A 23989-nucleotide genomic window follows, 5' to 3' on the forward strand; every position below is an offset into this window, starting at 1 on the left:
CTGACTACATATTTGATAAGGATGAAAAACATGAGTACTGTCCAACATGAAGTTGATGAGCGTACCAACTTAATCAGTTCGAATAAGTTTGAACTGTTGTTGTTCAGATTAGGTGTTGATGCAGTCAATCAACGCTCTGAATTATTTGGTATCAATGTGTTTAAAGTACGTGAAATTGTTGCGATGCCAGAAATCACTGCCGTCGCAGGCGCATTGCCGCACAATTTGGGTGTCGTGAATTTGCGTGGCCAAATCATCCCAGTCATTGATTTGCCTTCTGTTGTGGGGCGCACTCCTGCGACTGGTCTGAATATCATGTTGGTGACTGAGTTTGCGCGTTCGACTCAAGGTTTTGCTGTTGAGTCGGTGGAAGAAATTGTTCGTCTTGATTGGAGTCAAGTGCTTTCTGCTGAATCGAGTGCAGCTGGAGGCATGGTCACCAGTATTGCTCGTTTGGACGGTGATGCAGAGGATACCCGATTGGCTCAAGTGTTGGACGTTGAGCAAATCCTGCGTCAAATTGCCCCATCTGGCAATAAAGATATCGATTCGGAGACGATTGGTGCCAAACTTAAGATCAAGCCAGGCGCTGTGATTCTTGCGGCGGATGATTCTGCTGTTGCACGTGGCTTGATTGGACAGGCACTCGATGCGATTGGTGCGCCTTACATCATGTGCAAGACTGGTAAAGAAGCGTGGGATAAATTACAGGTGTTGCATGCTGGTGCAACGGCAGAAGGAAAACATCTGCGGGATAAAGTTGCACTGATGTTGACTGACTTGGAAATGCCTGAGATGGATGGCTTTACTTTGACGCGCAATATTAAGCAAGACGATCGTTTCAAAGATCTGCCGGTGATTATCCACTCCTCTCTGTCAGGAACGACTAACGAGGATCATGTTAGAAGTGTGGGGGCGGACGCCTATGTGGCTAAGTTTGTTGCGGAAGAATTAGCCGCAACGATTCGAGAAGTCATTACGCACTGATTCGACCTATTGGGAGTGCAAGAAAAGCTGACTTGACCGAGGTCGAGTCAGCTTTTTTATTGGCTGAGAATGGAAATTAACATTGATATTGCGTGCGGTTTCAGTGTGTTTGAGATTTGATAGAAATTAGAAAAGGTGAATATCGATGGAAAAGTTTATGACCTATGAAGAATATTTGGATGAAGTGACGACACTTTTGACCGAGATGTACAATTTAAACGACGAAGCCGCGATTAAATACGTAATGCGTGCGCAAGCGGCGGAATATTTCAGCCCACATGACGACCATGAGGAAATGCGAACACTTGATCGAGCTATGAAAGATGCGAAAATTGTGTACGAAACGAGAAATAAGTCACGCCCTGAAATCTATAAAAAGTAAGAAGTTATTTATCGTATCTGTCGCCGCAATATTGATACCAACAGTGAGTATTCTGATCGTCGGGAGACTTCGTACTTTAGAGTCATCGAAGTTTTCTTGTGGAGTCATTCAGAGGGGCGATGAAACAGATCATACCTTCTGCATCTCTTCGGCATCCAAGGCGATGACATGGGTCTGTAATTGTCCTCGTTCATCATGCCATTCACGCATAATGCAAGCTTGACCTTCTTCGTCGACGGCAATCACTTTAAAAAAATTGCCTACCATTGACTCGATTAGAATACGTTCATCTTCTGGAAAACTTTTGATAAATTGTTTATCGAGGTGGATGACGCGTACGATGTCGCCAATCACTACTAGTTGGTCATTGCAGTCTCGAATTGGTTTTTCATTCATGGATAGTTCTCTTCATATTGTGTGATGTTTCCAGCAGTATTGATCAGTTATTTTAGTTTGCGGCAAATTAACTAGAAATGGATGTGTCGTTCTTGTCCTTCCGTTTTTCCTTTCCCACAAAATACAGTAATAGCCCAATGATTGTGAAAGGAATGAGTGAAAGTGCGTCAGCTTGCGCGCCACCAAAAAATGGATTGTGCTGTATTGCCCAATTGCTTATCTGGTTATCGAAATCGGTCATAAACCCGGCGCTAAATGCGATGACAATCCCTGCAAGTGCACCGCCAGCGATGTAACCAGAAGACAGCAAAACGCCATCGCTCCGATCGCCGGCAGCTTGTCTTTCTTCTTCGTTTAGATGCTGGTACTTCTTTAGTTTGCTATTTTTGAAATCGACTAGCCAGCGTATCATTCCGCCGATAAAAAGTGGAGCTGATGACGCAAGTGGTAAATAGACGCCGACTGCAAAGGCTAAAGATGGAATACCAGACATCTCAAGCGTTAAGGCGATGATGACTCCAAACAAAACCAAGGCCCAAGGTAGTTCGCCATCCAAAATGCCTTTGATAATGTAAGAAATGAGTACTGCTTTTGGGGCGTCGTATTTCTTTACTTCTGAACCATCTGGTCGTTTGTTATAGGTGCCATTGATACCGGGATCCACGAAGTAAACAACGTCACCATCTTCTCTCACAAGATACTTTCCTGCTGGCGCACCTTGACTATCGGATTTGTGCCACACCTTGTACGCATATTTGTCCTGTTGTGCTTGCGGCCCCTGTAGCGTACTTGTTTCTACGAGCTTGTCGGCATTGGTCTTTAAGCCAGGCGCAATTTGTGCAATGGGAACATAAACCGTACTGGCTTCGTTGAGTCGCAATAGAATTGGCCCTAAGATCAAGGCAGAGCAAAATGCACCAATCAAAATGGCATATTGTTGGTAGCGCGGTGTAGAACCGACTAAATATCCAGTCTTTAAATCTTGTGAGGTACATCCTGCGACGCTGGAGGCGATACAAACGATTGCGCCGACTGACAATGCTGTGACGTAGTATTGTCCCCCTATCCATCCCATCAATAAAAATATCAGACAAGTGAACAAAAGCGTTGCCACTGTCATCCCTGAAATAGGGTTTGATGATTGCCCAATTTGCCCTGTAAGTTGTGACGACACTGTTGCAAACAGAAAACCGAAAACCAAAATCAACAAGGCGCCGAGAAAATTCATGTGTAGTGGCGTTGAGATGGTGATCACAGCAATGATCGCCAATGCGCCAATGATGACCCATTTCATATGGATGCTTTGTTCTGTACGTATCGTTTGTGACTCAGTGAGATTCACTGATTCTTGTTTCCCAATGCCAGCAAGGCCTGAAGCTAAGCTTCGCCAAATCAGAGGCATCGCTCTTGCGAGACTTATCAGACCGCCGGTAGCAACGGCTCCCGCGCCGATGTAAAGAACGTAGGCGCCGCGAATTTCATGGGGACTCATTTCGCTGATCAACTTTGTCGCGGGAGCCAGTGGCGTTAGTAGCCCATCGCCAAAAAACTTAATGAGAGGTATCAACAGCATATACGACAATACACCGCCTGCCGCCATGATTGCCGCGATACGAGGACCGATGATGTAGCCAACACCAAGGAGTTCTGGAGAGATCTCCGTGCCTATTGATCCCCCTTTGAGGGGGGCTTGAAAAACAAAATCCACGGTATCTTTCCAACCTTTGAATGCAATATTGCCGACTTTGTATATCAGGCCTACAAAAAAACCTCCAAATATAATGGTTGCCCGTCGATTTGCATCGGATTGTGAATTGGGGTTGCTAGACTCCCCAGCCGCTGCCCGCGAGCTATCGGTCGCTGCTGCCTTGAGAACTTCGGCGCAGGCCGTTCCTTCGGGATATTTCAATTCATGATGTTTCTCAACAATCATGGTACGACGCATTGGGATCATTAGTAGAATGCCCAATAATCCACCGAGGATCGCGACTAGCATGATTCGGTAGATTTCTAAGTCAAATCCAAGAATTAAAATGGCTGGCATCGTGACGCCAAGACCAAACGCCAATGATTCGCCAGCTGAACCCGCGGTTTGAGCAATACTGTTTTCCAATATTGTTGAATCGGTGCTACCAAATTTGTGCATCAACCTAAATAAAGTAATCGCGATAACCGCTACCGGAATCGATGCACTGACGGTTAAGCCAACCTTTAGCACTAGGTAGAGCGATGATGCGCCAAATATCATCCCTAGGATTGTCCCCATCATGAGCGCTCTAAGCGTGAATTCAGGCAGATTGGCGGAAGCTGGAATATATGGTTTGAATTTTGGTGATTCGTTGAGCGATGACATACTTATTCCAATTAGCGAAGACAGCGTAGTGGACACGAGAATCCACTGCGGGACAATTTAAACAACTCCTTGGTCGGTTGACGAGCCGATTGCCTATTATCTCGTGTTTCTCATTAATTGTGAAACAATGACTTATTTCGTGAAGGATAAGATCTGACTAGTTAAGGTAAAGTGTGTTGCACAAGGTGTTTTTTTGTTCAGCGACAAGTAAATCGACACCAAGAATTTTTCTTTCTTTTCCTCTCTACTGCATGTTCGACAGATTTTTGATATCTCGAATTGTGCTGCTGCGCCAAGCAATCAGTGCAATGATTAAGGCGCACGAACTTGAGAATCCTAGTGCATATCGTAAGCCATAGTTTTCGCCAAGCCAGCCACCAATCAATGCGCCAGGTCCAGCCGGAATTAATGTGAGCCAGCGCATGGTGCTGGTAATACGGCCAAGTAGATGTTCTGGTGTGACCGCTTGGCGTAATGCCAAGAAATTGATGAAAATGAATACGCTGCCAGTTGCGAACAGAATCAACATCAGAGCAAACGCAATCACACCTAATTGATTGGCAGGTGCAAGCGCAAGTAGTCCCCATCCCCCCGAACACAGAAGAATACCAACGATCATACAACGTCCCGGTCCGATTTCTTGACTGACCCGATTCCCGATGATGCTGGCAAAAATGGTGCCAATACCCATACACACATAACTCAAACCTACTGCTTGCTCAGAAAGTCCTAGCTCGCGGGTTGCAAATAAAATTTGAACGACAAGTGCCGCATTGTAGGCGAGTTGCCAGAGGCCTACAGTGAATGCTAGTGCGACTAAAACTGCGTGGGTTTGGACAAACCGTAGTCCATCTTTTAGATCTCCCCAAAAATTGGCATTGGCAGAGATAATGCGCGTTTCTTGAATATGAATTTTTCGCAGGATCGTTGCTGATGCGAGGAGCAGCAAGGCATCCGCCATCAATGCGAGAGGTGCACTCAATAATTTAATTAAAGCCCCAGCAGCGGCAGGCCCCGCAACTTCCGAACCCGAGCTCGCGAGAGCATTTTTTGCATGTGCCTCAATTAATCGATCTCTTGGGACAATTTGCGTTAATACGATTTGTGCTGCTGTTCCAGCGGTGGTATTGACCGTACCAATGAGAAAGCCAACAATGTACAACCACGAGATGTTGAGAAAATTTAGCCACCATGCTAGGGGTACGCTCGCGACAGCAATTGAAATTGCGATCTCTCCAGCAATGTACACTGGCAATTTTTTCACTCGATCTAACCAAACGCCAGACGGTAATGAGAGTAGAACGTAAGGAAAGATCTCCATGAATGTCAAGATACCCATTTGCGTGGGACTGGCATGCAAGAGTATCGCTGCGGTCAAGGGAAGTGCCAACAAAGTAATTTGTGCGCCAAATGAACTGATTAGAATCGATAACCAAAGCCTGCGATAAACAAAATCGCGCAACAAATCATCTGCTGGTAACAGTTGATTTGGGAGAATTCTTGAATAGAAACGGCTTAGAACCGACAATGCAGGCTTTTTTTTCATGTTGATTCAAAATCGCAGACGCAAGTCCGCAGATACTTAAGTAGGACAGATTACAATGGTAAAGGATGGCAGTGTAAAGCATGAGATGGAGTCTTTCCGCGCCTAGGAAGTTCCTGTGCGATTTAAACTGAAAGCGTATTAGACGAAACTTGTTGTGAACGAGTCTCTGTAAGTAAGAATAATTGTGAATGATTGAGAATAAATGATACACGATGAGTAAAGAATGTTAGCAGAGCCAATTGTGATGATTGACTTCGAAACGACCGGAATGAGCCCCGTTCATGGAGACCGTGTAACGGAAGTTGCTGCAATTCGGATAGTCGGCAACGAAATTGTCGAACGCTATGTGTCCTTAATTAACTGCGACGTGGAAGTCTCGCCTTTTATCACCCAATTGACAGGAATTACACAGGCGATGGTCGATCGCGCCCCTCCAATAGCTAAAGTGATGCCTGAATTGCTTAGATTTATTGGCAGGGACTGTCTGGCGGCTCATAATGCAAGCTTCGATGAAAAGTTCTTGTATGCTGAGAGTGCTAGGTTGGGACTTCATCTTGCTCATCGCGGAACGGTCTGTACCGTCAAGTTAGCGCGTCGAATACTGCCGGGCTTGTCAAGCTATGCGCTTGGCGCCTTGGCCACACGATTAGGAATTGGTTTTAAAGGCCGCGCGCATCGGGCTGAAGCTGATGCAGAAGTCGCCGCGAATCTGCTCATGCATTTAAGCCAGCATTTGAGTAGGCATTACCAGTTTGGACAAGTCGATCCCATGCTGCTTGTCAAATTGAACCAACTTAGTGCTGCGAAAGTGGCAGCTTATTTGCAACAACATTATTTGCAACAACAATGTCAAGTGCGGAGTCCTGGCTCGCATTTTTCTTTACCAAAAGGGTAGGCTGTGAATTCCTCCAATCAAAGTGCAGTTCGTCAATTTCGTCACTACAAAGGTGGTATTTATGAACTTATTTGTGAGGCGACAAATGAAGCAGATTTGCAACCCGTCATTGTCTACCGCGCAGCGAATGGAAGCGTATGGACGCGACCGAAATCCGTTTTCTTCGAGTCGATTTTGGTCGATGGCCAAATGGTTCAACGTTTTACAGAAATCGACGTGACACATAACTCGTTCAAGGATGAATAATTGGTATGGATAGTATCGATTTAGAAGTCTTGAAAGCATCCGAGCAGTGGATGGCTTCGGGGATTCGCTGTGAACTCGTCACGGTTGTCAAAACTTGGGGGTCAAGTCCGAGGCCTGAAGGAGCCATGTTAGTGATTTCGGAAGCTGGCCAACTCGTTGGCTCCGTTTCTGGAGGCTGTATTGAAGACGATTTGGTCGATAAAATGCGCCGGGGAGGCTGTTCCCGTATAAAGCCGGAACTAGTGACCTATGGTGTCAGTGCGGAAGAGGCGCACCGTTTCGGCCTACCATGTGGTGGAACCATTCAATTGCTGATTGAGCCGCTTCATGTCGGCAGTCAGATTTCTAGTTTATTGCAAAAACTTGAAAATAAAGAATTAGTTGCACGCGAACTAAACCTTCAGACTGGTGCGGTGAGCTTATTGCAGGCAAAGATTCATGATAAGTTGAGCTTAGAACGAGATCTATTACGGACGATTCATGGACCGCGTTGGCGATTGTTGATTATTGGCGCGGGACAAATGTCGCAATTCCTCGCGAATATAGCGCAAGGATTAGATTATCAAGTCACCGTCTGTGATCCGCGCGAGGAATATCTTGATGCTTGGCATCTTGACGGCGTCACTTTCTCCAAGGAGATGCCAGACGATACGGTGATACAAATGAAACTGGACGCACACAGTGCGGTGGTTGCCTTGAGTCACGATCCTAAATTGGATGATCTGGCATTAATGGAGGCGCTTAAATCGCCGGCATTTTATGTCGGTGCGATCGGCTCACGTGCCAATAATTCGAAGCGGAGAGTCCGCCTCAAGGAGTTTGATTTGACAGACGCTCAAATTGCCCGTCTTCACGGTCCGATCGGTTTTTATATTGGCAGTAAAACGCCTGCAGAAATAGCGATTTCAATCCTGGCAGAGATGACGGCTGTAAAAAATCGCGTGCCCATTAGTAAGGAGATGCAAGTGGCCCATGCAAAGGAGCAACTTGGAAGTGCGAATTCGGATACATGTTCGATTTAAGATCAAGGATTACGCAGAAATCAAACCTAGTAAATGGATAAAATCCGATTAATGAGGATGTTTTGGCGTAAAATTCAGGTAATTCTAAAGTGATAAAGGCAGGAGAAAATGAGCATAAAATCTGATAAGTGGATACGCCGCATGGCTGAGCAACATGGCATGATTGAGCCATTTGCGCCCGATCAAGTGCGTCAAGCCAATGGTCAAAAGATCGTAAGTTACGGCACGTCTTCTTATGGTTATGATATTCGTTGTGCGGATGAGTTTAAGATATTTACTAATATTAATAGCACAATAGTCGATCCAAAAAACTTTGATGAAGGCTCCTTCGTTAATTTCAAAGGCGATGTTTGCATTATCCCGCCGAACTCCTTTGCTCTGGCCAGAACGATTGAGTACTTCCGTATTCCGCGCAGTGTCCTTACAATTTGTTTGGGGAAATCGACGTACGCTCGTTGTGGAATTATCGTCAATGTCACGCCGTTTGAACCGGAGTGGGAAGGGTATGTGACATTAGAGTTTTCTAATACTACGCCTTTGCCCGCGAAAATTTATGCTGGTGAAGGGTGTGCGCAAGTACTATTCTTCGAAAGTGATGAGATCTGCGAAACCTCTTACAAAGATCGCGGAGGCAAGTATCAGGGGCAGGTTGGTGTGACCTTGCCAAAAACGTAGATTGTTGTTGAATCGATGTCACGCAAAGTAGGGTAATTCTTACTTTGCGTTTTTTTTTGCAAGTCTGTTAGTTTCATGTTCCAGAGCGGATAACAGCGATACCCTAAAGCCTGTTCTCAGCTTCAAATGAATCCAAGGTTGCGAGTCGTGAAATTATTGATATTCGGAAAAATATCGCTAATCTGAGATGCACTCAAACCGAACCAGTTCGCTAAGGTCGCACCGTATTGATCGACAGAATATTGGGGCAATAGACTTCCGGAACCGACATCTTGGGCGTGTTTCAAACCGGTCACTGGAAAATTACCATAGATATTTTTCCCCTTGACAGCGCCGCCAACAATAAAATGATGGGAGCCCCATCCGTGGTCTGTTCCATCACCATTACTAGTAAAGGTGCGCCCAAAGTCGGACGCTGTGAAAAGTGTCACTTGTTGGCGTAGGTCACTTCCTAATAAATTCGTTAACGTACTATCAAAGTAGGCAATCGCATGGGACACTCGCGCTAATAAATCGGCTTGGACGGTTTTTTGCGCATCATGGGTATCAAATCCACCTATGCTGACAAAGAAGACTTGTCGCTTGACACCCAAGGTATTGCGTCCGGCGATGATGCGTGCAACCGTTTGAAGCTGTGTCGCTAAAGAGTTATTTGCAAGTACACCTGTGTTTGGATTCTTATATTGACTGGGATTCGCTACTCCATTTGCGCCCGCCGGCGCCATTGCCGGAGCCAGCATACTTTGAGCTGCAATGGCACGGGAGGTCACTGCTGCGTGTTCTTTCTGAAAATAGTTGGCAGTGTCCGTCGTGATGATGTTTCTTAAGGTGTTACTCGCTGTTGTTGATCCAAACAAGTTCCCATTGATACCTGAAATAGCAACCGCGCCTGAACTACCGACCTGATATTGTCGCACTGTGCGTCCAGATAAAAAAACGGTATTGCCCGACGCCGAAATGGCCGTAAAAATGGGGTTGCTATTATTCGCGGCTAATAGATCCCCCATTCGACCACCCCAGCCATACGCAGCCCCTTCGGGCGCATAGGCTTGCCATAGTGACTGTTGATCGTTGTGCGAAAATAATTTCGGTGGCAAGGGCACACTAGCGGCTTTATATTGTTCTAGAGTGGTCGGCACAAATAATGGTCCAACGTTGGCCACGACGGCCAATCGACCTGCATCAAACAGAGTCTTGAGTTCGGGCATTGCGGGATGGATTGCAAATGTCCTGCCGGCTTGAATTGTGTTTGGAACAATGGGGAGGACACCTCCCGTTGTGCCGACAGCGGGTAGGGCAATCGAACCGGCTTCACTTGTCGTGCGCACTGTTTGGTATTGGCTCCAAGAACTGCTGTCGGTAGCGAGGACGGTATTCGCATGATCATTGGCCCCATTCAAAAACAGACAAATTAGGGCTTTATAATCATTCACGTTTGTCTGTGCGGCGGCCGATGCAACAGTCGCTAAATTGACTGCAAAAGGGGTAGCCATGCCGAGTGCCCCGGTTGTGCTTAATAGGGTTGATAGGCGAAGAAATTCTCGCCGAGAAGCTTGGAAGTTTGACATAGCTACTCCTTATTTTTGCACTAAATATTCTGGCGATGCCAAGCTCAAATAAACACACAAATAAACTCGATTGAGTTTCGCAGTATCGATCGCAGTTTGAGGCGAATTTGGGATGGCGATAGAATTGATGGCACTAATAATTTGATTGCGAAGATTGCTGCTCATTTGATTTGACATCAATAAGAGATTGACTTTGTCGACTAATTGGTCTGGCGTTGTTGCGAGTGATGTGAATGCAGAATAGTCTGCTTTGACATCTCTTGCCGTCCCCGTGCCATTTACGATGATATCGCGCATGAAGTTGAGGTACCCGACCACCGAAGTTTCCGCAGTAATTTGCATTTCCGGCGAAACCAACTGAGCGGTAGCGATGCTGGAATTCGGGGGGACATAGCCGGGACGGTAAAAATTAAATACCGATGGCGATCTCATCGGTGTTTGTGCTAATCCACTTAGTGGGTCATCTAGATTGGTGATTCGGTAAAAACCGGAGGTCGAGCGCGAACTGAACGCACGCAGCCAATTTGCTAGGCGTATGACAGGTTCGCGTAGTTTGCCAACGCCAGCATCGCTAAGCATAGGATCATTTCGAGCTTCTGCATCGACCAGAATGGCTCGAATCAGCGCTTTCATATCGCCACGTACACCTTGTCCATTATTATTAAAGACTGCTGCGACTCGGGCGACATATTGAGGACTTGGATTGCTTGTGACTAGGCGTTGAATGAGCTGTTTTCCGATAAACGGTCCCACATTCGGGTGATTGAATAGTGTGTCTAGTGCGATCTTCAAACTGGCTTCTGGATTCGCCGGCGCTTGCGCAGGAATCGTTGTGCCTAAAAAATTTTTCACGCTTGTGGAGTGATAATTTGGGTAGCTTTGCATAGGGAGCCAATCTCGATTGGGATCAGGCGTACCACCAAAAAATCGGGTGTTCGTTTTGTCAGGGCCTGCCCAACTCCAGCCGGTGAATACCTTGGCGAGTCCTGCGATATCATTGCTATTGTAGGTTTCTACGGGTTTGCCATTTTCTAAGATATAACTGCCATCGATATTTAATTTGTAGAGACCAATCGTGAACAATTGCATCACTTCGCGTGCGTAATTTTCATCGGGTACACGCGTGCCAGCCTCTTTTTGATTACGTAGTGACGTCAAATAAATACCCATCATTGGATGTAAGCTAACCGCTTCGAGTAGCTGACGGAAATTCGCGAAAGAATGGGTTGCTAGCATGTCGTAATAATCCGCAACGCCGCGCGGATAATTCACGACACTACTATCTTGGAAGGAAATTACGAAGATTTGCGAAAGCGCGAAAGTCACGCGTTGACGCAGCTGATCTTCCCCGTTGATCGCTTGCTGCCAGAATGATTCAAAAAAGTGATTTTGATTTAATTCACTTAATCCTTTCGGTAAAGTGGCTGCAGTCCTATCCATGTAGTTGCGATGCAGGCTTTGAGATGCAATAAATTGATTGGCAAACCAATTGTTGAGGCCCATATTGGTGAGATTCGTAATATCCCCGACGGTTGGGCCAAACGTACTTTGGTGTAAGAAACGTGATGCTTGTGCAGCGCTAAGTTGGTTCAGATTGATGTTGATAATACCGATGAGTGCGTCGATTAATCCTTGTGCCACACTGATGTCATCTGCTGTGACTGTCGCGGCAATTGACATACCTTTGCTGATCGAATCGCTAGGGTTGATATAACTGAGTCCACGCGTTACGGAAAAATCTTTCCCGACGATATTCTTATTGTCTAGCAGTCTCGCAACCCAGCCGTAAGTTGGATCGCCCATAAATGTGTGGGCTGAATTGAGCATGGTGCGAACCAGCGTACCGCGACTCGCTTTCCCACTATCGAGCAGTTGACTCCAGTAATCAACACCATCTTGATCTGGACTTGGACGACCCAGAACGTTGCGGTAGATAATGCGGACAAAATCTGCATTGCTCATACTCGCGGAATAACCAGTTTGGGTCGAGTAAAGTATTGCAGCGGAGTAGAAAGACTCACCGATTTGGTCGAATGTCATTCCTGCTTTCAAGCGATCAATCCAATAACTAAGGCCCTCTGCATCAGGAACCCGATTGAAATAGGCGATGTAGAGCTCGACTAGAGCGTTGAGTTCTGTTGCGCTGAGGCTATCGGCCTTGTTTTTAATTGTTAAATTGATCGATACATCGGTAAAGTTGAGTAAGGAAATGTTGCTGGATAGTTTTGTGATGCCGTCCGAACCGACATTGTCAACAACATTCGTTTCAAGTCCATTGTTCGTGATCGTGTAGTTCGAACGCGGTCCATTGAAACTTGCGACGTTATTACTAATTGTGGGAGGCGACATTGCCACAGCGGGCGGTGATTCTGTCTGCTCGCTTTTGGATTGCTCATTGCCACAGCCAGACAGCCCCATGAGGCAAATCAAATACAAGCAAGTCAACAAAATAAGACGACAATGCGATTGCATGAAATGCTCCTTGTGAGTGACAAGAAATTGCGTGCAGGTATCCGTCAATGAGAACTGGCGGCCCAACATTTTGTTTCTGAATAGACTAAACCGATGACCTCGATTTTAATTCAATTAATTTCCGCGTGGAAATTAATTATTCGATTTCTGCGAGTGTTTGATGTACAAATGACGACAGGATAATTTTTGATTGTGTCGGCATATTAACGAATTCAAATCCATAGCGAAATTCTTGGCTATTTTCCGTTTCAACAATGGAGCGAACGATGACAGGTAGGCTTAAGTAGGCATCTTCACCTGCGGTCGTTACTTTAAACTTGATGATGCCGTGGTCATTTTTCTTACCAATTTCATGTTTAATAAGGCCTGAGGTTCCACCCATGCTAATGTCATTCAAAACAGCGGCGGCTGTCTGCTCACCCTCACCAATAGTTACTGATGCAATAATCTTGACCGTTGCCCGTGAGCTTTGACGAATTGCCGTGCAGCGGACGATTTTGGGATAACTCAAGTGCAGGTAGGCATGGGGTGTGTAGACAGATTTGAGTGCTGAGGCAGTGAAGGCATACGCCTTCTTTCCTGGGAAAGCCCTAACAATGAAGGTTTGTCCGTCACGGATAATCGCGCCGCGGCCATCAATTTTGGGTGCGGTGACAAGTATGGATTGATTTTTGACATAGCCAATCAATCGCACGGTATAGCGCAGAGCAGCATTGTCGTGGACTTGCAAGAAAAAGGTTTCTCCTACGTGCCAACGTACACTATCTAAGTCCAACATCACCGATTCTTTATTGAGGTCAGTATTGTTGATTGTGTTCGAATTGGCAGGAGATAGGATGGGGTCTAGCGCGTCAGTTTTGATGGACGGCTGGGAAAAACTACTTGCTTGCGTTGCCTTTGGGAGCGGGGTTTGATCATTCGCGTCAGGGCTGCCCAGCGTATCTTCAAAATAACCGTCTTCGATGATCGAATCGAGCTCTTCTTGGGTTGCGACAATCGTGCCAGTTTCGTGTAACAGATTTCCCCAAGCATCAAAGACTGCCCATGGCAGAGCTTGACCGAGTCGAAGCTGGTCTTTATCGACAGGGGTTAATGCACCAAGTTGTGTCATTGTTCTTTCGTCGCAAGATTAAAACCACAGGTATTGTATATCGAATACTGCGTTGCCAAAAAGAAAAATAAATGAAAAAAGCCGTACTTCTTGACCCGTACGGCTTTCTTTCTACCAATTGATGTGAAAGTTTGATCTTTCACAAAGCAAACTACGCCTCGATGTTTTCTGATCCCCGTGGGACGCAATCAACAAAGTAACCACGTTTACCGTCCACTTCTGCTTTTACTAAACCATGGCAGTCAGTTTCAAACCCTGGGAACTGTTCGTTGAATGCACGCACAAATTTTAAGTAGTCGACGATTGTTTTGTTAAAGCGTTCGCCCGGAATCAACAGTGGAATGCCTGGTGGGTAGGGCGTCAACAGAATAGCCGTGACACGACCTTCCAATTCATCAATCGATACACGTTCGATTTCACGGTGTGCCATCTTGGCAAAGGCATCGGATGGTTTCATCGCTGGCTGCATATCAGACAAGTACATCTCTGTCGTCAAGCGTGCAACATCATGTGCTTTGTACACTTCGTGAATACTTTGGCACAAATCACGTAAGCCTGCGCCTTCATAGCGCGGGTTTGCGGCCGCAAACTCTGGCAAGATGCGCCACATTGGTTGATTTTTATCATAATCATCTTTGAACTGCTGCAATGCAGTTAACAAGGTGTTCCAGCGGCCTTTGGTAATGCCGATGGTGAACATGATAAAGAACGAGTATAGACCGCATTTTTCGATGATAACGCCATGTTCCGCCAAGTATTTGGTGACGATAGAGGCTGGGATACCCGTTTCGCCAAATTTACCTTCCAAAGACAAGCCTGGTGTCACGATCGTTGCTTTAATTGGATCGAGCATATTAAAGCCCGGTGCCAATTTGCCAAAGCCATGCCAGTCATCTTCTGCATGGATCATCCAATCTTCTTGCGTACCGACACCGTCTTCCGACAAGTGATCTGGTCCCCAAACTTGGAACCACCAATCTTGCCCCCATTCTTGATCGACTTTACGCATCGCACGACGGAAATCGAGTGCTTCTAAAATCGATTCTTCAACCAGTGCTGTTCCGCCCGGTGCTTCCATCATCGCCGCAGCGATATCGCAGGAAGCGATAATTGAATATTGCGGTGAAGTTGAGGTATGCATCAGATAAGCCTCGTTGAAGCTATCTTTATCCAATTTGACCGTCTCGGATTCACGCACCAAAATTTGTGATGCTTGTGAAATACCAGCTAGCAATTTGTGGGTTGATTGTGTTGAGAAAATCAAAGACTTCTTTGCGCGTGGGCGTTCTTTGCCAATCGCATGCATATCTTGGTAGAAGCTATGGAAAGTCGCATGGGGCAACCATGCTTCGTCAAAGTGTAGAGTATCGATTTCGCCATCGAGCAAATCTTTGAGTGTTTCGACGTTGTACAACACGCCATCATAGGTTGATTGCGTAATCGTCAAAATACGTGGCTTTTTATTTTTTGCTTTGCTCGCAAATGGGTTTGCTTCGATTTTTTTACGAATGCTTTCCATGGAAAATTCTTCCAATGGAATCGGGCCAATAATGCCGAGATGATTACGCGTTGGCATCAAGAATACAGGGATCGCGCCGCACATAATAATGGAGTGCAAAATCGATTTGTGGCAGTTACGATCAACGACAACGATGTCACCTGGCGCGACGGTGGAGTGCCAAACCATCTTGTTTGATGTCGAGGTGCCATTGGTAACAAAGTAGCAGTGGTCTGCATTAAAAATACGTGCGGCATTGCGTTCGGATGCCGCGACTGGACCTGTATGATCGAGCAATTGACCGAGTTCTTCCACTGCGTTACAGACGTCTGCACGCAACATGTTTTCACCAAAGAATTGATGAAACATTTGACCAATCGGTGACTTTAAGAATGCTACACCGCCAGAGTGTCCTGGGCAGTGCCAAGAGTAAGAACCATCGTTCGCGTAGTGCACCAAGGCGCGGAAGAAGGGTGGCGCTAATCCATCTAAATAGGATTTCGCTTCACGGATAATATGGCGTGCAACGAATTCTGGTGTGTCTTCAAACATATGGATGAAGCCATGCAGTTCGCGCAAAATGTCGTTTGGAATATGGCGTGAAGTGCGCGTCTCGCCATACAAATAAATAGGGATGTCGGCGTTTTTGTAGCGAATTTCTTCGACAAAAGCGCGCAATGGTTTGAGCGCGTAGTCGCTTTCTTCGTCCGTACCTTCGCCGAATTCTTCATCATCAATAGAGAGAATAAAGGCAGAGGCGCGCGATTGTTGTTGTGCGAATTGTGATAAATCGCCATAGCTGGTCACACCCAGAACTTCCATGCCTTCTTTTTCCATGGCATCGGCAAGTGCGCGGATACCTAGACCAGAAGTGTTTTCAGAACGGAAGTCTTCGTCAATGATGACGATGGGGAAGCGGAATTTCATTTAGGTCTCCAAAAAGCCTGTTACGGGAGACGCCTGGGCCAGTGTGTTAAACCGCTTGCGCGCCGAAAAAATAAAGATGCGAATTTTCGCAGAAATGCTGGTGTAGATGTCAAAAAAATTGTCATTTTTTGTGCAGATCATCTCCAAAGACGACAAATTTCATCGACATCTGCTAAAAAGCAATCAAGATACGGATTTTTCCTAATTAAATGGCAAGTTTTGTATTAATTCATCGGCTCTATTCTGATTGTCTTTCCAAGAAACGAAAGCGAAGACTATCCAACGTGTAGAGACCTAGTCCTATCCAAATTCCGATAAAACCGACGAACCGATCTAGAGAAAATTGCTCTTGAAAAAGCATTATTCCAAGTATAAGTTGAATGCTTGGTGAGATATATTGCATTAAACCCAAGGTCGCAAGCGGGATACGTCGAGCGGCAGCAGCAAACATCAACAAGGGAATGGCAGTAATTGGACCAGCCGCCAATAAAAGCAGTTGACTTCGTGTCTCAACTTGCAGAAAAACGCTCTCGCCTTGAACTAGCATCCATCCCAAGTAGCTTGCCGCAAATGGAAAAAGTAACATCGTTTCAAGCGATAATCCCTCGAGTGCACCTAATTTTGCTGTTTTACGTAGCAAGCCGTATAGCCCAAATGTGATCGATAAGACTAATGCGATCCAAGGAGGATGGCCTGTTTGCAAACCCAACCAGAGCACGCCCGTGCCAGCAAGACAGATTGCAATCCACTGGATGCGATTTAGTCGCTCTTTTAACAAAACATAGCCTAAAAGAACATTGACTAAAGGTGTCATAAAATAGCCGAGGCTTGCATCGACAATACGATCGTGGTTGATTGCCCATATGTATAAAAACCAATTCACCGAAAGCAAGATTGCGCTGAGTGCGAAATCTGCGAGCAAGCGTGGCCGATGGCGTAGATCAAGTAACCACGACCATTGGCGTCGCAGTGCGAGAACACCAATCAGGAAGAAAAACGCCCATATCATTCGATGCAACAGAATCTCGAGAGAGGGGATCGATTGTAGTGCTTTGAAGTAGAGCGGAAAGAGGCCCCAAGCTGAGTAACAACATGCCGCGTAGATTAGGCCTTTTCGCATTGAAATGAAGTCTTGAATATTGAGGAAGCCTGCCATTATCGCAGCAATTGCAATCGAATGCATCGAACCACAAGTTTTGTTGCAGAGCGTTTAAAAATTCGGACGCTCTATTGAGTTTCAAGCTCGGGCTACCATTTGAAGTGGACAGGTCGTTACGATCTGTATTCGTCAATCACGGGGGACCTATGTGGGCATTGGTATTGATCATCGGCTTGGCGCTGGCATTTTTTGTCTGGCCAAAGTTGCGTTTGTATTATGTCTTGAATAGGCCATTTCCATCTGAATATCGACGCATTTTGCGTAAGAACGTTCCTGGTTACATTGCTATGCCTACCCATCTTCAAATGCAATTGAAGCGACGCATTCGGGTATTTCTGAGTGAGAAAACTTTTGTTGGTTGCGGCGGTTTCGAAGTAAATGATGAAGTGCGTTTAACTATTGCTGGGAAGGCCTGCTTGCTTTTGTTGAACCGAGAAATTGCCGTTTTCCCTAGACTTAGCCAAATATTAGTTTATCCAGGTGCATTTATCGCGCCGCGTCAACATACCGAACTTGGTGGTGTCGTTACGCATACTAATCAGACTTTGAGCGGTGAATCGTGGAGCGATGGTCGAGTGATCTTGGCGTGGGATCAAGTCGCGAACAACCCACATTGGGACGAATTGGGGCAAGATGTGGTCATTCATGAGTTCGCACATCAGCTTGATAGTGAAGACGGAAGCGTGAACGGCGCACCAATTTTGAATAGTCGCGAGGCATATCGACTTTGGTCGGAAGTGATGGCCAAAGAATACGCCGCACTGTTGGAGGCAACCGAACGAAATCAGCCCTATTTGATTGATCGCTATGGCGCAACGAATCCCGGTGAGTTTTTTGCAGTAACAAGTGAGGCTTTCTTCAAGAAGGCACACGCCCTAGCGGAGAAACATCCACGATTATTTGAACTACTACGATCCTATTATCAGGTTGACCCTCGAGAGTGGCAATAAATTCATATTCAGCATGCATACTTGTTTTATCAAAGCTTTCTTTGGATAATTCTTGTTTTGATTCTTGTTTAAAACAAGTTGGCTTGGGATTGCGATGCGTTCTATTGGTTATCTTAAACGGGTATTATTTTTTGTCTCTTTGCTTTTTTTGGCGGGCATCGATGCCTTTGCAGAGGGTGTCGTCTGCAAAAAAACATTGGCATGGAAAGACGCGACCCATCTGCAACGTACTTCTGTTAAAGGCGATGTGTCGATCAAGTCCGAATGGACGCAGTACACAAATGGTGAATTGTTCGTTTCCCAGATCAATGGCCGACCCGTACGTTTCTTGAAATTGGGCAATGGGATCAGTTTGACCTCGGGAAGTGGACTCCCAAAACCTGATGAATTCTCAATGATGCTCGCTGCTGTCGCTTCCCCAATGTGGGAGTCAAGTACGGCCAATTTAACGCGCTTTGCTCGCCCTTGTCTGCTGAAAGAGGCAGAAGATCAGCCATTCAATGAAAAAGATTTTGTGTATTGGAAACCATCTGAAGATAGCCCCATTCGTATTTTTGGCTCACTGAAACGGCAAGGACTAGTTGTAAAATATTCGCTAGAGATCGCTCGACGTGGAACGGATTCGGTATCCGAGCCCTTGTTTGGCGCCTGGGAACACCAAACGATCTTAGAGGCGATTCCAGACAATTTTGATTTGAGTGGATGGCATTTATTCCGCGATGGTGATTTTGTTCGCACCATGCCGAATAATGTGCCATTTTCACTGAAGGACTTAATTCAGGAGAGACAACCTTAGGTTAATTTGCTGACGCATTGTTTTCTTTAATTCATGGTTGTTGGGATTTTCATGCACGGGTATCGGCAGCTGCTTTCAATTGGTACAGTGCATCGAGTGCTTCGCGCGGTGTCATGGAATCAGGGTCGATTTCGTTTAGCACTTTGAGAACTTGTGTTTCGCTCGATGCAATGGGTGCATCAATTAGCTCTGCTGTCAATTCTTGGTTTTGAATCTCATTTGCAAACAGATCGAATTGCGGTGTACTTTGCAATGAGTGCGCCTCTAGTTCTGCGAGATGTTTGCGCGCAGCACGAATGACTGTCTGAGGAATCCCTGCTAATTGGGCGACCTGAAGGCCATAACTTTGCGATGCAGGTCCAGTTTGTACCGCGTGCAAAAATACAATGTTCTCTTTGTGTTCTATTGCAGATAGATGGACATTTTCAGCTGTCGGGTGTAGTTCGGGAAGTTGCGTTAATTCGAAGTAATGTGTCGCGAATAGCGTAAAGCTTCGCGACGTCAAAATGAGATGCCGAGCAATCGCCCAAGCAAGCGCGAGGCCGTCAAATGTCGATGTACCGCGTCCCACTTCATCCATTAATACCAAAGAATTCTCCGTCGCACCATGCAAGATGGCGGCAGACTCGGTCATCTCCACCATAAAGGTTGAGCGACCGCCAGCTAAATCATCGGCTGCGCCAATCCGTGTAAAAATTTTATCGATAGGTCCAATTTCTGCACGTGTTGCTGGGACGTAGCTTCCTACGTAAGCAAGTAATGTGATCAGTGCTGTTTGACGCATAAAAGTGGATTTGCCGCCCATGTTGGGACCAGTGATGAGCAGTAATTTGCGTTCTGCGGAAAGTTGGCAATCGTTTGCGATAAAGCGTTCGATTTGATTCTCAACGACAGGATGTCTCCCTTGCACGATGTTAAGCGTCGGCTCGCTGAGTAATTGCGGCGCGCACCAATTATTTCTCACAGCATGTTCAGCGAGACTGACTAAGGTATCAAGTTGCGCAATCGCATGGGCAATCGTTTGAAGCGTTTGAATGTGCGGCAAGAGTTCTTGAAGTAGCTTCTCATATAAAACTTTTTCGCGAACTAGGGCACGTTCTTGCGCAGATAAAGCTTTATCTTCGAAAGCTTTTAATTCAGGCGTAATGTAGCGTTCTGCATTTTTGAGTGTTTGGCGACGGCGATAATTGTCAGGGACTTTGTCCGTTTGTCCATTGGTCACTTCAATGTAAAAACCATGAACTTTATTATATTCCACACGTAAATTTGCAATTCCTGTTCGGGTGCGTTCGGAAGTCTCGAGATCAATTAAAAATTGCCCAGCATTTTCCGAAAGTGCTCGTAATTCATCGAGTTCAACATCAAAACCCTTTGCGATCACACCGCCATCGCGCACCATCGCTGCAGGTTGTGGCATCAATGCGCGCTCTAATAGGTCAAGACATTCGACTGGCGTCGCAAGATCAGTAATTGCTTGGCTCAGTAAAGAGGTTGAATTCTCTTTTAAACACATTGAAACATAACTTCGGATGGTGCTTAAGTGCTGCATGCCATCTCGTAATGCGGCCAAATCGCGTGGACGTGCGGACAATAAGGCAATTCGAGTTGTAATACGCTCGATATCCGGAATCGAATTCAATGTATTCGATAATCCGGTGGTTGCATCTCCTTGTAGAAGTGCGTCAATAGCTTGGTGACGGCTGCGTGCGATTGCTTGATCTCGGCGTGCATGATGTAGCCAATGCCGCAGCATGCGCGATCCCATAGCGGTACTGCAATGATCTAACAATGAAAATAGTGTGGGAGATTCTTGGCCACGTAAAGTTTCGGTTAATTCCAGATTTCTTCTTGTGGCGGTGTCCAATCCTATAAACTCGTTTTCGGATTCAACTGTTAGAGAGTTGACGTGCTTTAATCCACGTCCTTGGGTGGATTCAGCGTATCGTAAGAGGGCACCGGCAGCACCAAGTGCGACGCTAAAATTTTCGGCACCGAACCCAGTTAGGGAGGCGGTTGCAAGTTGATCTTGGAGTGCTTTTTGGCCTTGCTTCAAATCGAAATGCCAAGCGGGTACTTCAGAGAATTTTCCTGGTAATTCATGTCGAAAACCCTCCAATAACAAGCTGCCTGCAGAAACCAACACTTCAGCAGGAGAGATGCGTTCTAAGGCTTGTTGCAGTCTTGATTGTAGCGTTTTTTCGTCGCTACTGATTTCCATTAGTTTCAACGCGCCACTCGCCAACGATAACCACGCTAAACCGATACTCACTGTTTTTCTTTGACTGAGAAGACACAATCCTAACAATGGGCGATCTGCCTTTTCTGGCAGAAGATCTGTATCCGTTAATGTGCCAGGGGTGATGACGCGCATCACTTTACGTTCGACTGGCCCCTTGCTGGTGGCTGGATCGCCAATTTGTTCGCAAATGGCAGCAGATTCTCCCAGCTTCACCAATTTCGCAAGATAGGGTTCAATTGAGTGAAAAGGCACCCCCGCCATTTTGATTGGCGTGCCGTTTGAGGTCCCACGTTGCGTCAGCGTAATCCCTAAAATTCGTGATACTTTTTCAGCGTCTTCAAAAAATAGTTCATAGAAGTCACCCATACGATAGAAAACCAAAGTGTCCGGGTAATCAGCTTTGATACCTAAATATTGCTTCATCATGGGGGTGTGGTTACTATCAATTACGGCCATTTTTTATATTCGTTTGAGTGATTATTGGAATTTTTCGCGAGTGCGGAATCATAGCCTATTCGATTTGAACCATGGCTCATTTGTCGCATATTTTGATTGAATCGAGCGCGATAGGTATTCCGGTGGTCTGATGATGAGACAGTGACTATCCATATAGAGTTAGGGTGAAAGTTGTTGGGTTTGCATTGATTTTTTGATATATTGTCATGATTGAAAGCTCTGCCCATGCCAAGTTGAAAGGCAAATAGACTGCAACGGTGAGCGAATTTGATTCTATTGAAGGGAACGAGTGTGAAGTTACTTTTAAAAAAAATCGCAGGCATCACGATTTCTGCGTCATTCTTATTGCTTGGATCAAGTGCCTTAGCGCAAAAAAAGTTGGTTCCTGTCGAGCATTTTATTAGTGAGAATATGTTTAGCAATCCGCGTCTGTCGCCCGACGGGCAGCATATCGCAATAAAAGTAAAAATAATGAGGAATGGTCGACTGACGCCGATGTTGCATATTTACAGTTTGCCTTCTTTGCAACTCATCAGCACGATGGCTTTGCCGAAATTTGAAATTCCACTGAGTGTCTATTGGATTTCCAATACACGTCTTGTCGTAACCAAGGGGCTCGAAGTGGGTTTGCGTGAAGCACCGCAAGCCACGGGGGAAGTCATCGCAGTTGATTTGGATGGGAAGAAATTTGAATATTTATATGGTTACGATAATTTCAAATCTTCAAATAAGGGCACTCGCTATTTAGATGATCGTGGCTATGGAACCCTTGAAGGAATCAACGAAAACAAGAATGGAAATATTTATTTAGGCGTGCATTTGTGGCAGGGCAAGAGTAGCTCATTGTATGAAATTGATACATTTAAGTCGACGCGAAAATTGATCACCGACATAGCAAAACCCAATTTGAGTTTCTATTTAACTGCGAATGGCGTTCCACGATTTGCAACGGGATATGACGATGAGAATCAGCAAATCGTTTTTAGGAAAGATTCGGCTGGTCAAGCTTGGCAAGCTATGAGTAAAGAATGGATAGGCTCAAGTTTTCGTCCATTGGAGTTCACGGATAATGGTGAAGGCTTATATTTTATGCAAAGTGAAGACGGCGAACCCGCTGCGCTTTTTAAGGAAAATCTTGTTACGGGAAAACGGACGAAGTTAGCGCATGATGCCAACACCGATTTAAGTGTCCAATGGACTGAATATCCGTATCAACCATTTGCAGTCGTCAATCAGCAGGGAATTCCGCAGTTTACCTACCTTGATACAAATTCCTCTAATGCGCAGCTGCATAAAGCACTTGCCGCGCAATTTCCTGGAGCCATCGTCAATTTTATTAATTTTACTGATGATGGGAACAAATTATTATTTGGTGTCGCAAGTGATCGAGATCCTGGTTCGTTCTATTTGTTTGATCGAAAAACGGGAACCGCCGATTTGTTATTTAGTGTGATGCCTGAAATAGATCCTAGCGAAATGGCAGAACGCCGTCCTGTGCAGGTACCAACTCGAGACGGACAAGGCATTGAAGCGTACTTGACGATGCCCAAAACGGATGGCATCGCAGCAAAAGCTGCTCCGCTAATCGTTTTTCCGCATGGTGGGCCACATGGCGTACGCGATTCTTGGTATTTTGATAGCGATGCACAGTTTTTAGCGTCACGAGGTTATGCAGTTTTGCAGGTCAATTATCGTGGATCGTCAGGCCGAGGAGAGAATTTTCGCGCGCTTGGGTATCGTGAATGGGGTGGGAAAATTCAAGACGACATTATTGACTCTGTCAATCATCTGATTAAATTGGGGCAGGTAGATAGTCGACGAATTTGTTCTTTTGGCGCGAGTTTCGGTGCCTATTCAGCACTCATGTTAGCAATCCGCGAGCCAAATTTATTTCGTTGTGCAATTGGGTATGCGGGGGTTTATGACCTTACTTATATTTTTGATGAGGCACGCGCCAAAAATTTGAAGTCCACGACGAATTATTTTGCGAAGGTATTGAGTCAAGATCCTGCAGTGTTGAGAAAAAATTCACCGGCTTTGAATGCGGATAAATTGAAAGCCCCTGTGTGGATTATCCATGGTGGTAAAGACGAAGTGACTCCACCGGAACATGCATACCGAATGCGTAAAGCGTTAATTGATGCTGGTAATGAACCAGAATGGACCTTTGAACCAGATGAAGGGCATGGATTTTATGACGTTGAACGACGTAAAGATTTGTATCTCCGACTTGAGCAGTTCCTTGGAAAACATCTGCAGATGAAATAAGCGTAGGCGTCAAATTTTCGACTAATTCGAGCCTGCACAAAAG

18 protein-coding genes are annotated in these 23989 nt (G+C 45.7%); 9 read left to right on the forward strand and 9 right to left on the reverse strand.

Going from position 1 to position 23989, the window contains the following annotated elements; genetic code table 11:
- Positions 1-30 precede the first annotated feature (30 nt).
- Together KDM90_RS00180 and KDM90_RS00185 are read left to right on the forward strand one after the other, a co-directional pair.
- The gene (locus KDM90_RS00180; RefSeq protein WP_212673609.1) at positions 31-987 is read left to right on the forward strand and encodes a chemotaxis protein; all 957 of its coding nucleotides are present in this window, start codon (positions 31-33) and stop codon (positions 985-987) included.
- Positions 988-1132: 145 nt separating this feature from the next.
- Positions 1133-1369 carry a hypothetical protein gene (locus KDM90_RS00185; protein ID WP_329605271.1) on the forward strand — a complete coding sequence of 79 codons (237 nt, stop codon included), beginning with the start codon at positions 1133-1135 and terminating at the stop codon, positions 1367-1369.
- Positions 1370-1498: 129 nt separating this feature from the next.
- Here the strand turns inward: KDM90_RS00185 and KDM90_RS00190 are convergent, their stop codons facing one another.
- The 3 genes from KDM90_RS00190 to KDM90_RS00200 form a co-directional block, all read right to left on the reverse strand.
- Positions 1499-1765, reverse strand: coding sequence for a hypothetical protein (locus KDM90_RS00190; RefSeq protein ID WP_212673610.1), 267 nt, complete (start codon positions 1763-1765; stop codon positions 1499-1501).
- A 67-nt stretch (positions 1766-1832) separates the two neighbouring features.
- On the reverse strand, positions 1833-4118 hold the full coding sequence (locus tag KDM90_RS00195) for an OPT family oligopeptide transporter (protein ID WP_212673611.1): 2286 nt from the start codon (positions 4116-4118) through the stop codon (positions 1833-1835).
- A gap of 244 nt (positions 4119-4362) precedes the next feature.
- Complete coding sequence (locus KDM90_RS00200; protein WP_212673612.1) at positions 4363-5664, reverse strand: MFS transporter; 1302 nt, start codon at positions 5662-5664, stop codon at positions 4363-4365.
- Positions 5665-5887: 223 nt separating this feature from the next.
- Here KDM90_RS00200 and KDM90_RS00205 point away from each other — a divergent pair, with 223 nt between their 5' ends.
- From KDM90_RS00205 to dcd, 4 genes are all read left to right on the forward strand, one after another.
- A complete protein-coding gene (locus tag KDM90_RS00205) occupies positions 5888-6559 on the forward strand; it encodes a 3'-5' exonuclease (RefSeq protein ID WP_212673613.1) in 672 nt (223 codons plus the stop codon).
- A gap of 3 nt (positions 6560-6562) precedes the next feature.
- A complete protein-coding gene (locus KDM90_RS00210) occupies positions 6563-6805 on the forward strand; it encodes a DUF1653 domain-containing protein (protein ID WP_212673614.1) in 243 nt (80 codons plus the stop codon).
- Between the two features lie 5 nt (positions 6806-6810).
- On the forward strand, positions 6811-7827 hold the full coding sequence (locus KDM90_RS00215; protein WP_212673615.1) for an XdhC family protein: 1017 nt from the start codon (positions 6811-6813) through the stop codon (positions 7825-7827).
- A 108-nt stretch (positions 7828-7935) separates the two neighbouring features.
- Positions 7936-8502 carry a dCTP deaminase gene (gene dcd / locus KDM90_RS00220; protein WP_212673616.1) on the forward strand — a complete coding sequence of 189 codons (567 nt, stop codon included), beginning with the start codon at positions 7936-7938 and terminating at the stop codon, positions 8500-8502.
- A 122-nt stretch (positions 8503-8624) separates the two neighbouring features.
- Here the strand turns inward: dcd and KDM90_RS00225 are convergent, their stop codons facing one another.
- From KDM90_RS00225 to rarD, 5 genes are all read right to left on the reverse strand, one after another.
- The gene (locus tag KDM90_RS00225) at positions 8625-10070 is read right to left on the reverse strand and encodes a DUF1501 domain-containing protein (protein WP_212673617.1); all 1446 of its coding nucleotides are present in this window, start codon (positions 10068-10070) and stop codon (positions 8625-8627) included.
- Between the two features lie 9 nt (positions 10071-10079).
- Entirely contained in the window at positions 10080-12542 is a 2463-nt protein-coding gene (locus KDM90_RS00230) for a DUF1800 family protein (protein WP_212673618.1), read from the reverse strand.
- Between the two features lie 136 nt (positions 12543-12678).
- On the reverse strand, positions 12679-13653 hold the full coding sequence (locus KDM90_RS00235) for a flagellar brake protein (protein WP_212673619.1): 975 nt from the start codon (positions 13651-13653) through the stop codon (positions 12679-12681).
- A gap of 151 nt (positions 13654-13804) precedes the next feature.
- Positions 13805-16078 (reverse strand): arginine/lysine/ornithine decarboxylase, encoded by a 2274-nt coding sequence (locus tag KDM90_RS00240; RefSeq protein ID WP_212673620.1) that lies wholly within the window; start codon positions 16076-16078, stop codon positions 13805-13807.
- Between the two features lie 238 nt (positions 16079-16316).
- The gene (gene rarD / locus KDM90_RS00245) at positions 16317-17261 is read right to left on the reverse strand and encodes an EamA family transporter RarD (protein ID WP_329605272.1); all 945 of its coding nucleotides are present in this window, start codon (positions 17259-17261) and stop codon (positions 16317-16319) included.
- Positions 17262-17383: 122 nt separating this feature from the next.
- Between rarD and KDM90_RS00250 the strand changes: the two genes are divergently transcribed.
- The gene (locus KDM90_RS00250; RefSeq protein WP_212673621.1) at positions 17384-18187 is read left to right on the forward strand and encodes a M90 family metallopeptidase; all 804 of its coding nucleotides are present in this window, start codon (positions 17384-17386) and stop codon (positions 18185-18187) included.
- A 94-nt stretch (positions 18188-18281) separates the two neighbouring features.
- A complete protein-coding gene (locus tag KDM90_RS00255) occupies positions 18282-18983 on the forward strand; it encodes a hypothetical protein (protein WP_212673622.1) in 702 nt (233 codons plus the stop codon).
- Positions 18984-19032: 49 nt separating this feature from the next.
- Here the strand turns inward: KDM90_RS00255 and mutS are convergent, their stop codons facing one another.
- Complete coding sequence (gene mutS, locus KDM90_RS00260) at positions 19033-21678, reverse strand: DNA mismatch repair protein MutS (protein ID WP_230409528.1); 2646 nt, start codon at positions 21676-21678, stop codon at positions 19033-19035.
- Positions 21679-21969: 291 nt separating this feature from the next.
- On the opposite strand from mutS, the gene KDM90_RS18220 reads away from it, so the two are divergent.
- Positions 21970-23946, forward strand: coding sequence for an alpha/beta hydrolase family protein (locus KDM90_RS18220; RefSeq protein ID WP_212673623.1), 1977 nt, complete (start codon positions 21970-21972; stop codon positions 23944-23946).
- The last annotated feature ends 43 nt before the right edge of the window (positions 23947-23989 follow it).

Source organism: Affinundibacterium fentianense (genome assembly GCF_018139545.1).
GTDB classification, from domain to species: Bacteria; Pseudomonadota; Gammaproteobacteria; order Burkholderiales; family Burkholderiaceae_D; genus Undibacterium; species Undibacterium fentianense.